Source organism: Kordia sp., from assembly GCF_045105435.1.
In the GTDB taxonomy this organism is placed as follows: domain Bacteria; phylum Bacteroidota; class Bacteroidia; order Flavobacteriales; family Flavobacteriaceae; genus Kordia.
This window is the reverse complement of the sequence record NZ_JBGCDL010000408.1, coordinates 1-9,731: the sequence shown is the minus strand read 5'-3', so window position 1 is coordinate 9,731 and position 9,731 is coordinate 1. Positions and strand designations below refer to the sequence as shown.

At 33.0% G+C, this 9,731-nt stretch carries 11 protein-coding genes, 3 tRNA genes and 2 pseudogenes; 4 read left to right on the top strand and 12 right to left on the bottom strand.

Annotation, left to right across the window (positions count from 1 at the left end; translation table 11 throughout):
- Positions 1 to 180, bottom strand: a pseudogene (locus AB8B65_RS20675) (hypothetical protein); the annotation flags it as partial.
- Positions 181 to 328: 148 nt separating this feature from the next.
- Between AB8B65_RS20675 and AB8B65_RS20670 the strand changes: the two are divergent.
- Positions 329 to 742: a hypothetical protein gene (locus AB8B65_RS20670; RefSeq protein ID WP_405303176.1), complete on the top strand. Its 414-nt coding sequence runs from the start codon at positions 329 to 331 to the stop codon at positions 740 to 742.
- Between the two features lie 54 nt (positions 743 to 796).
- Here the strand turns inward: AB8B65_RS20670 and AB8B65_RS20665 are convergent, their stop codons facing one another.
- The 5 genes from AB8B65_RS20665 to AB8B65_RS20645 form a co-directional block, all read right to left on the bottom strand.
- Entirely contained in the window at positions 797 to 985 is a 189-nt protein-coding gene (locus AB8B65_RS20665) for a hypothetical protein (RefSeq protein ID WP_405303175.1), read from the bottom strand.
- Positions 986 to 1,343: 358 nt separating this feature from the next.
- Positions 1,344 to 2,774, bottom strand: a complete 1,431-nt coding sequence (locus AB8B65_RS20660; protein WP_405303174.1) for a serine hydrolase domain-containing protein — start codon at positions 2,772 to 2,774, stop codon at positions 1,344 to 1,346.
- 237 nt (positions 2,775 to 3,011) lie between these two features.
- Positions 3,012 to 3,095, bottom strand: a tRNA-Leu gene (locus AB8B65_RS20655).
- Positions 3,096 to 3,155: 60 nt separating this feature from the next.
- A tRNA-Lys gene (locus AB8B65_RS20650) sits at positions 3,156 to 3,228 on the bottom strand.
- Positions 3,229 to 3,254: 26 nt separating this feature from the next.
- A tRNA-Lys gene (locus tag AB8B65_RS20645) sits at positions 3,255 to 3,327 on the bottom strand.
- A 147-nt stretch (positions 3,328 to 3,474) separates the two neighbouring features.
- Between AB8B65_RS20645 and AB8B65_RS20640 the strand changes: the two genes are divergently transcribed.
- On the top strand, positions 3,475 to 3,990 hold the full coding sequence (locus AB8B65_RS20640) for a shikimate kinase (protein WP_405303173.1): 516 nt from the start codon (positions 3,475 to 3,477) through the stop codon (positions 3,988 to 3,990).
- Here the strand turns inward: AB8B65_RS20640 and AB8B65_RS20635 are convergent.
- Both AB8B65_RS20635 and AB8B65_RS20630 read right to left on the bottom strand, forming a co-directional pair.
- Complete coding sequence (locus tag AB8B65_RS20635; RefSeq protein ID WP_405303172.1) at positions 3,982 to 4,482, bottom strand: phosphoribosyltransferase family protein; 501 nt, start codon at positions 4,480 to 4,482, stop codon at positions 3,982 to 3,984. The genes AB8B65_RS20640 and AB8B65_RS20635 overlap by 9 nt on opposite strands.
- A gap of 72 nt (positions 4,483 to 4,554) precedes the next feature.
- Positions 4,555 to 4,947 carry an RNA-binding S4 domain-containing protein gene (locus AB8B65_RS20630; RefSeq protein ID WP_405303171.1) on the bottom strand — a complete coding sequence of 131 codons (393 nt, stop codon included), beginning with the start codon at positions 4,945 to 4,947 and terminating at the stop codon, positions 4,555 to 4,557.
- A gap of 81 nt (positions 4,948 to 5,028) precedes the next feature.
- On the opposite strand from AB8B65_RS20630, the gene AB8B65_RS20625 reads away from it, so the two are divergent.
- The gene (locus tag AB8B65_RS20625) at positions 5,029 to 6,030 is read left to right on the top strand and encodes an FKBP-type peptidyl-prolyl cis-trans isomerase (RefSeq protein ID WP_405303170.1); all 1,002 of its coding nucleotides are present in this window, start codon (positions 5,029 to 5,031) and stop codon (positions 6,028 to 6,030) included.
- 254 nt (positions 6,031 to 6,284) lie between these two features.
- Entirely contained in the window at positions 6,285 to 6,968 is a 684-nt protein-coding gene (locus AB8B65_RS20620; protein ID WP_405303169.1) for a hypothetical protein, read from the top strand.
- Positions 6,969 to 7,175: 207 nt separating this feature from the next.
- Here AB8B65_RS20620 and AB8B65_RS20615 read toward each other — a convergent pair whose 3' ends face one another.
- The 4 genes and pseudogenes from AB8B65_RS20615 to AB8B65_RS20600 form a co-directional block, all read right to left on the bottom strand.
- Positions 7,176 to 7,766, bottom strand: coding sequence for an outer membrane beta-barrel protein (locus AB8B65_RS20615; protein WP_405303168.1), 591 nt, complete (start codon positions 7,764 to 7,766; stop codon positions 7,176 to 7,178).
- Positions 7,767 to 7,816: 50 nt separating this feature from the next.
- Positions 7,817 to 8,770 carry a transketolase family protein gene (locus AB8B65_RS20610; RefSeq protein ID WP_405303167.1) on the bottom strand — a complete coding sequence of 318 codons (954 nt, stop codon included), beginning with the start codon at positions 8,768 to 8,770 and terminating at the stop codon, positions 7,817 to 7,819.
- The gene (locus tag AB8B65_RS20605) at positions 8,767 to 9,501 is read right to left on the bottom strand and encodes a hypothetical protein (RefSeq protein WP_405303166.1); all 735 of its coding nucleotides are present in this window, start codon (positions 9,499 to 9,501) and stop codon (positions 8,767 to 8,769) included. The genes AB8B65_RS20610 and AB8B65_RS20605 overlap by 4 nt, the downstream gene beginning before the upstream one ends.
- Before the next feature lies 1 nt (position 9,502).
- A pseudogene (locus AB8B65_RS20600) lies at positions 9,503 to 9,731 on the bottom strand (transketolase); the annotation flags it as partial.

Here is a 9,731-nt window from a genome sequence, read left to right as displayed (position 1 = left end):
ACTGAATTTGGCGCAGTTTTCTCGCAGCGATTTTAATTGCGGTGAAGCTTCCGCGAATTGTTTCGTTTTTACATTCTCCGCAAACAGCGAGAGTGTTTCTTTACAGCTATTTTGTGCGTTCAAAATAAAGCTGCTCAAAACACATACAATGGTAACTTTTAGTGAAGTGATTGTGTTCATAATTTCAATTTAATCGGTTTAAGTAATTACTTGCACAAAATGTATTCCGAAAAAATTGTGTTAAAAAGAGAATAATTGAAATTATTATGTTTTTACAACTATTTTTTTGCATAAAATCGTATATTTAAAGTAATATATTATTTACGTTTTGGAAAAAAGATACCTAAAAGAACTCTCAGAAATAAAAAATCAAATAGATGATTTGAGTCAAAAAATAGATAAGGTTGAAGCGGAAGTTATAGAAACTAAAAACGAAGCTAAAGAAGCTAAGAAAGAAGCAAGCTGGGCTAAAACAAATGGATATACAAGTACTTCTTCGACTTTGTTTTTAGGATTACTTATCATAGTTATATTGGCTTTTTCTACCAATCCCACATTTAAAGAGCATTTGAATTATTTGAAAAACAGAACAAAAATAGATAAAGACAAAGCTTATGAAGCAAAAAAAGCATATAAGTCATATTATTTGTTTTCAGTGATAGATAGTTTAGGAAGCGACAGAGAAGGTAAAATGATTTCTTTTGGAATTTTCGGAAACGTATTTGAAGTGAACAAACCTTAAAGTCAATCAAAAAAAAAGAGGATTCAAATTGCTTCAAATCCTCCAATATTAGTTTTATACAGGAAATGTTCCCCACTCGCAATGCCAATTTTGAGTGCAATTACGTCCTGTACAATATTCTTGTAACGTTCCCCAGCATTCTTCTGGAGCATAACTTGTTCCTCCACCTTTTACGCCAGTGCTGTTTAGCTCAGAAACCGAATTTTTATTCAGTTTTAAACTTTTGAAATTTCTTTTTTTCATGGTTTTAAAATTTTAAAAGATTAATTAATACGATGAAAAATATAAAATTTTACTTACATTCCATTATGGGAATCCCGTAATTAACAGGTATTATTTCTGTGAGTTGTGTATCAGCTGAAATAGAAAAAACAGTTTATACCTAGTGAAAGTAATTAGTACATATTTTTTGCTGTTTGATCAATAGCTAATTTGTTTAATATTTGCAACCAACCAATCTGTCATCATCATTTAAAGCATTATTTTTGCGCCTCATAAAATAGAAACAAACTGTACTTTGCACCTTTGTTCAAAAGGAAAATCCTAACATTTCTGCTAGGATTTTGTATTGAAAAGAAACTTCTTTAAGCTTCTAAATTGTTTATTCAGCTACTTTATAGAATTGGAATCTATTATTTCCCCAAACCAAACCAGTTTTCTCGTTTTCAATTTGAAACATTCCTTCGTCTCCAATGGCTAAATCGATGAACTTTAATTCACCTAAAGCTGTCAGTACTTTTGTGTCTCCGTTATTTGGATCGTTCACAAACAACTTGTCGTTTTTAATGCTGATTTCAATAAAATAATCGCCAATGTTAGGCACTTGATAATTTAGTTTGTATTTGCCTGTAAGTTTGCTGAGTTCTTCATTTGTTAATTTGACAGGTTTTATGGTTTTTGAATTGCTTATTCCTAAATCATAATGTTTAGAAATTGCTCTTAAAATTTCGTCAACTAAACCATTTCCATTGTCGGCATTTGTCATAATTACCACAGAATATCCACGTTTTGTGAATGAGAGGAATCTGTTAGTGAATCCAGCATTTTTCCCGCCATGGCGGAATATTAAAAAGTCTTCATTCACATCTAAAGAAGGACCTAATCCCCAATTATTTTTGTGTGCAGTTAGCATTTTAAGAACCGTTTCTTTTTTTAGAATACCGTTTTCTTTGCCTTTTAAAATTTCTTGAATTTCGATACAATATTTTGCTAAATCGGTTGGAGTTGTCCATAAACCTGCAGCGGCTTTTTCTGGATAATTATTCCATAATCCATCAATTATTTTTCCTTGAAAGTCGTATGCAGCACTCACATTTTCTTTTCGGTTTGTTAATGGTTGTTCAAAAGTACTGTTTTTCATTCCTATAGTTTTCAGTACGTTGTTGTCCATAGTTGCTTCAAATGGTTTTTGTGTAACATCTTCAATTACTTTTTGAACGATGGTGTAGCCACCGCCAGAATATCGCCAAATTTCACCAGGAGCTGTGTCTACAGTTATTTTCGGTGTATTTCCGTCTCCATTTAAAACCTGTGTTGTGGTAGGAAATGTAGCAGTTTGTGTATAGCCAGGAAATCCGTGAACGGTTACGCCAGCGGTATGCGTCAATAATCTTCTAAGTGTAACTTTTTCATTTTTTGTAAACTCATTGGCAGGAATTTTCCAATCTTTCAAATAATTATTTACATCTTTATCAAGATCAAGAACATCTTTTTCAACTAATTGTAACACAGCTAATGCAGCTATAGGTTTGCTAATAGAAGCTGCTTGAAATAGGGTATTTTCATCAACTTTACTTCCTGTATTTGTATTGGCAATTCCGTAGCCTTTTGCCCATTTTAATTTTCCATTTTCAACCACAGCGATACTAACTCCAGGAACTTTATAATAGTTCATTCTGTCTCTAATATTAAAGGTTTCAACAGCGCTACCTTCTATTTGTGTTGCTAAAAACAAGCCATTTTCGATAGTTTGAATTTCGCTTGACTCCTGTTTTTTATTCGATTCTTGACTTTGACATGAGATACATATCAAAAAAATGCATATTAATTTTTTCATCTTTCTAGCAATTACGTATGATCGTTCTGTGTGATTTTCCTTGTTGATTTGGTATAAAGTTAGTCAATACTAATCGAATATAAAACGAATTTTTATTTCTTGAATATTTCTTAGAAAAACAGCACTTACTAAAGATAGTAACCCTTTCGTTTTTACAAACAAAAAAATCCCAACACAACTGCTGGGATTTTGTTTTAAGAAAAAATTTCTTAGTACCGAAGATGGGAGTCGAACCCACACGCTCTAATGAACACATGGCCCTCAACCATGCCTGTCTACCAATTCCAGCACTTCGGTGTACTCTGAGGTTTTACAGTAAATATAAAACAAAAAAGTTAAGCGATTGCTTAACTTTTGTGACCTGGCTGGGGCTCGAACCCAGGACCCTCTCCTTAAAAGGGAGATGCTCTACCAACTGAGCTACCAGGTCATAAGACCTTTGTAGTATATAATTTGTGACCTGGCTGGGGCTCGAACCCAGGACCCTCTCCTTAAAAGGGAGATGCTCTACCAACTGAGCTACCAGGTCATTCAAAAATTAACTGTAATTAATTCCTTGAATGCGGGTGCAAATATAACATCATAATTTTATTTTTCAAGTCTTTTTTAATATAATTTTATCTTTTTTTTTATGATTTTTGTAAGCGCTTAAAAATAAATATATTATAATATAGAAATGATGATTATACTTTTAGGATATATGGCAAGTGGAAAGAGTGCTGTTTCAAAATTACTTGGAACCGTATTGGAAATTCCTGTGCTCGATTTAGACGATTATATTGAAACGAAAGAGGGAAAAACAATTCCTGAAATTTTTGAAACGAAGGGCGAAATTTATTTTCGCATGAAAGAACATTCGTATTTGAAAGAAATTTTAGAAACCAAAGAATCCTTGATTGTCTCTTTAGGTGGCGGAACACCTTGCTACGCAAATAATATGAAGTTGATTCACGAATATACCAAACAGACTTTTTATTTGCAGACATCTATTCCAGAAATTATCAATAGAGTGAAAGGTGAAAAAGCGAAAAGACCATTAATTAGTGCGATTGCTGATGAAGATTTGCCAGAGTTTATAGGGAAACACCTTTTTGAACGAAACGCTTTCTATCAAGATGCCACTCATACAATTGCTACAGATAAAAAAACGATTGAAGTAATAGTGAAACAGATAGAAACTATTTTAGACTAAATACGCCATGTCTTCTTCTGCAAAAACAACATCAATATGTTCTTGGATAGAAGTTGAAAGCGAAATTCCTTTAAAATCTGCCTTTATAGGATACTTTTTGTGATTTCTATTGACAAGTACTGCGGTTTTAAAATTCTTCAAAGGAACGTCTAAAAAGTGCTTTACGCCGTAAATTAAAGTTGTTCCCGAATTCAAAACATCATCAATTAGTACTAAAGGTTTGTTTATATAATTTTCTTTAGGAATGGAAGTTGTAACAGATTGCAACGGGTTTTGCTTGTCAATTTTCACTTCGCATAATGTAATAGCCGCCGCTGTAATTTTTTCTAGCTCAGCTTTTATTTTTTGAGCAAAAACGAATCCATTACTGGCAATTCCTGCAATGATAATTTCTTTTTCATTCACGTTTGATTCTAAAATTTGATACGCAATACGACGTGTTTTGTGTTGAATTTGCTGGTGGTTGAGTATAATATTTCCTGTTACGGTCATAACTTTAAAAATTTAATAAACTACTTCGAAGCAAATCAACGAAGTATTATAATGCTCGATTATCGAGTAAAATTAAGAATTACTTTCATCACGATCAATAGTATCATCCAGATAATCATCAATTTCTCGACGATCTTTTTTAGTAGGCCTTCCAGTTCCTTGCTTTCGGTAATGATCTTTTGCGTGTTTCAATAATTCCAAATGCTCAAAGTTTTCTTTAGGCGTTGTATCTACTCTATAAATATCAACAAGTTTTGCACCCACACGATTTGGTGGAATATCAAGCACGGTTAAATGTCTTGAAACTTGCTCCTTACGGACTTCAATTTTATCCGTAGGATACACATCTCTTGATGGTTTTACGGTAGCGCCATTTATCTTAACATGTCCCTTCTTACATGCAGTTGTAGCAATGTTTCGGGTCTTAAAATAACGCACGCACCAAAGGTATTTATCTATCCTCATACAAAAACTCTAAAAACTACGTTAAAGAATATACAAAAGTAGGATAAAATTGTATCTTGCAAGCCAAAATTTAAAAAAACAATGATGAAGTTTATAAAATTTGCATTATTAACATTAGTTGTATTTACGAGTGTTTTTTCGTGTAAAAGTGATGATGATCCAGTAGCTTTTGCTATACTGAGAGATAGAGCAGAGCAACAAGTTGAAGATGATGCGGCGCTTATTGAATTTTTAAACACACATTTCTATAATTACGATGATTTTGATTTGGTAAATCCAGAAAGTGTTGCGAATGATAATGTGCGAATTGCGTTTGATACTATTGCAGGCGTAAATGCTGATAAAATTCCATTAATTAACCAAGTTGAAGAACGTACTACTACATATTTTGATATAGAATATAAATATTACATACTTAAAATACGTGAAGGTGGTGGAAAATCATATTCTAATTTTGATGAAGTTGACTTGGTATATCACGGTCAGTTGTTAGATTTGGAAACATTTGATTTGCGATTGACACGAACTCAAATTCCTTTGGTAAATGCAGGAGTAAGTACAGTAAGAGGTTTTCAATTGGGATTGCCTGAATTTAAAACACCTGAAGCCGTAGTAGAAGGTGAAAATGGTTTCTTACAACCACGAAATGGAGGAATTGGTGCTGTGTTTATGCCATCGGGAATGGGATATTTTAACTTATCGCAACCTGGTATTCCAGTATATTCTCCATTAATTTTCTCTTTCAATTTATACGATGTTGTTTACTTAGACACCGATTTTGACGGATTACTTTCTTCTATGGAAGATCTTGATGGTGATCGTGATGTAGCCGATGATGATACAGATGGCGATGGAATTCCTGATTTTAGTGATACCGATGATGATGGTGATGGAACGCCAACTGCAAATGAAGTCGTTCAAAATACGTATACATTGAATTCTGGAGATACAGAACCAACGTATGCAGCCAATGAAATTATAAAAACAAGAGATACGGATGCTGCTGGCGTAACTACGATTAGAACGGTTGTATTGACAGATACTGATGGTGATGGAATTCCTGATTATCTAGATGCAAACTAGCGCATAAAATTTTTTAGTAAAATATACGAAAGCACTTCTTTATGGAAGTGCTTTTTTTGTTTCCTGCTTTCATAAGTAAATAATGTAAGTTCGGTATAAACCATACTCTTTATTTTGATTTCTCATGAAATTATTTTAGTTTCATTTTGACTAATTTTATGTGAAATAAATAGATTTGGTCATAATAGAATAACAGAAATACCTGTTATGTATACGTTGCAAGCAATATGAAAGAAACATTTTATAAATCAATTTTGCTACTATTACTACTAATTTCTTTTTCTTGTAAAAATAAATCTGATGAAGGAATTCCTGTCAAAACAGAAATTACGGAATTTAATAGTTGGAGAGATCATTGGGAAAAGCCAGCTCAAAAAGCGGAGTTGTTATCCAATTCTAAAATTCATAAACGAATTAAAGAATCTTTAAAAGATACTACTATTGTAGTTTTGACATCAATATTAGTTGATAATCTAGACCGATATTCTGAAATAAAATCTTTAGGTGATATAAATAATGACGGAATAAATGATTCTATTTTAATAATTCCTGAATTATTTATTACAACGAATAATGCTGTTGAAGATGGTGCTTCTGTAATATTTACGGATAAAAAAATTCCTCCAATAAGAGTTAACTCAGCTTGCTTGGAAACTAGTTATATTTTTCCTGTATCTGATATAGATAATGATGGAATTATTGAATTGGGGAAATACTATTCTTCGTGTGCAAGTCGATTTAAAGGCTTACAATTAATTAGTTTGAATCAAGAAGAATGGAAAATAAAAGGTCAAGTAACATTTGATATTCTCTATGAAGAACCTAAAAAAGAAGAACGAATTGAGAAAATTGAGTTGAATAAATTCCGAATGAGAGAAATAACATCAGAAAATGCAGATGATAAAATAGATACTTGGAAAGTATTTGAAATGAAATAAATATTGCTAATAAATTCGTTTTAGGATAGTGTCTATTAAAAACAAAAGAGGCTGTCTTAAAAGCTTCAAAAGCCGTCATTCTGGACTTGATCCAGAATCACATAAAGCTGATTATCAACTATTATGAGAAACCGAGTCAAGTTCGGTTTGACGAAATTGCGACTTTTAAGACAGCCTCTTTCTATATATTATAAATTCAGTTCTTGTTTACAATCGCAAAGAAAGACTAAAAATAATTTGACTAGGTCTTGAATCTAACGTTCCAATTTGGATATTATTAGAATCTAAAATATTAGCTTCGTTTTCAGAGAAACCTCTTTCATAACGTACATCTAATCCAATATTTCCGATTTTTACAGCAGCTCCAAAATTGAATCCGACGGTAATATCATTTCGCACATCAGAAATTGTATTATTTTCTAAATCATTATCTAGCGTATACTGAAAAGCAGGTCCGGCAAATATACTTAGCGGCCCAATAACATCAATACCTACTAAAACTGGTACGTCAATTTTAGACATATCATACGCGCTAGAACCGTATTCACTTTTTGTTTTTGTGTATACAATTTCTGGACGAAGGTATAATTTACTAAAATTAATCTCGTAGTACGCTCCAACATGATAGCCAATTTTTGCGTCGCCACTATCTTCTACAATATTTTCTCCTGCATTGATTACATCTTGAAGTTTAAATTCTCCATTCGAGTTAAAATTCAATCCTGCTTTTACTCCAAACTGCGCAAGGCAAGTTGCAGAAGCAAGCAGAAATACCAAACATAATAGGTTGTTTTTCATGATCTCATTGTTTTTGTTATTATTAAAGAAACGATTTATTTTAAAATCTATTACTTTCTTCCAATCACTTTTTCAGCAGCTTTTACGATAGAAGCGGCATTTAAACCGTACTTTTCCATCAATTGTGCTGGCGTTCCCGATTCTCCAAAAGTATCTTGTGTTGCTACAAATTCTTGTGGCGCAGGTGTGTTCAAAGCCAATGTACGTGCTACACTTTCTCCCAATCCGCCAAGGAAATTATGTTCTTCGGCAGTTACTACACAACCAGTTTTAGCAACAGAAGTCAAAATAGCTTCTTCGTCTAAAGGTTTTATAGTGTGAATATTAATCACTTCCGCAGAAATTCCAGCAGCTTCCAATGTTTCTGCTGCTTGAAGCGCTTCCCAAACCAAATGTCCTGTTGCAACAATCGTAACATCCGTTCCTTCGGTTAATTGTACTGCTTTTCCAATTTCAAAAGTCTGATCAGCAGGAGTAAAATTCGCTACTTTCGGACGACCAAAACGTAAATACACAGGTCCGTGATGTTTAGCAACCGCTAAAGTAGCTGCTTTTGTCTGATTGTAATCACATGTATTGATAACAGTCATACCAGGCAACATTTTCATCAAACCAATATCTTCTAAAATTTGGTGTGTTGCACCATCTTCACCTAACGTAATTCCTGCGTGAGAAGCACAAATCTTTACATTCTTATCAGAATACGCAACCGATTGACGAATTTGATCGTACACACGACCTGTAGAAAAGTTAGCAAACGTTCCTGTAAACGGAATCTTTCCACCAATAGTCATTCCTGCGGCAATTCCGATCATATTTGCTTCTGCAATTCCGATCTGGAAAAAACGCTCTGGATGATTATTCTTAAAATCGCCCATTTTCAACGATCCTGTCAAATCAGCACAAAGTGCTACGACATTCTCATTCGTTTTTCCAAGTTCAGTCAATCCATCTCCGAATCCTGAACGCGTATCTTTATTACCTGTGTTTGTATATTTTTTCATTCTTTTATTTCTACGGTGTTGTTAATTGTAATTGTTCTACTTGTCTTTTGTACATTGGTTGCTTTAAGTATGACTTCATTCTTGGCTTTTACATACAAAATCACTCCTTTTGGTAAATCAATAGAATTCAAATCAATATCGTCAACTTTACTCATTATCATCTGAATAAAGTCTCCAAATAACTTTTTATTATTTACTGGAAACTTTTTGTCAAATACTACAGTAAGTGGATTATTTATTTCATTTGTTGGATACACAGAATAGCTTTTGTAAACTTTATCTAAAATTGTGATTTCTTCATCTGTCTTTTTAGAAACAAGACCAACCTTTTTAATAACCTTATCAGAATCACTTTTTGTGCTGAACAATTGCTGATCTAACATTTCTTCAACATTCATTTTCATAAACATCGCATTATTCTCATTACTTAAATGCGCATAGACGGTTACTGTTTTAGTATCTAAGATAAAATGAATTTTTCCATCCTTAAAAAAGTTTGGCATTCCAGTAGATCTGGTAAGTGAATTTTCAAAAATTGATTGAAACATTGTAAAATCACTCCATACATAACGTCCACTTTTATCAAACCCCATAGTAAGAGTCATTCCACTATTTTCGGGACCAACAGTATAATCTACCAAATAATCCAATTCAACTTTGAGTGTGTTTTTATCTTGCGCCACTAAAATTGACGACGTTATAAAAATAAATATATATAATAGCTTCTTCATCTTAATAATCGCCTAAAGTTTCAGGATTTTGTGCTAAGGCGCTTTCCAATTGCTCGTCGCTAGGCGCTTTTCCGTGCCAAGCATGTGTATTCATCATAAAATCAACACCATTCCCCATTTCAGTATGTAATAATACAACTACTGGTTTTCCTTTTCCTGTTCTTGATTTTGCTTCTGCCAAACCATCTTTAATCGCTTGGATGTTGTTTCCTTCTTCAATTTCCAATACG